A 463-nucleotide genomic window follows, 5' to 3' on the forward strand; every position below is an offset into this window, starting at 1 on the left:
GCAGCCCAGGCACCAGCCTTCCTGTCCCAGGTAGGCCGCTATCGGTGCGTAGCCGTCGTAGCCCTTGTAGGTGTAGCTGACACCCTCTTTGTGGGTCTGGCTGTTGTCCATGGGAAAGACATCCATATCCAGGGCCACATGGCCCATCGACAGGGGTGACACCGGGGCTTCGGCGGACTGAAGAAACTCAACGCTGGCATCATCCAAAAGTGGCATCAGAGCTTGAGCGTCTTCATCGAATCGCTGCCGCAAACGGGCTGAAGATGGCGACTGCTTGATGCCCAGGGCAGATTTGAAGAACGGATCTGTTCGGACGGGTTCTGCCGCCTCGAAATCACTTTTGCCCAGCGTGATCAGACCAAGATACGTCCGAATCAGTTCAATGTTCGGAATACCGTGCCGCTTGGCGACGGTGCGGGCGGTTTTGATCAGCGACGTGTGCCGGTTCAGACAGTGGCCCACC

General features: G+C 58.1%; 1 protein-coding gene. It reads right to left on the reverse strand.

Features of this window, described 5'->3' with window-relative positions; translation table 11 throughout:
* The coding region (locus AC1RQI_RS17055) for a transposase family protein (RefSeq protein ID WP_481905809.1) at window positions 1-463 on the reverse strand (463 nt) is incomplete at both ends.

It is taken from the genome of Salicola sp. AFF1, assembly GCF_056783195.1.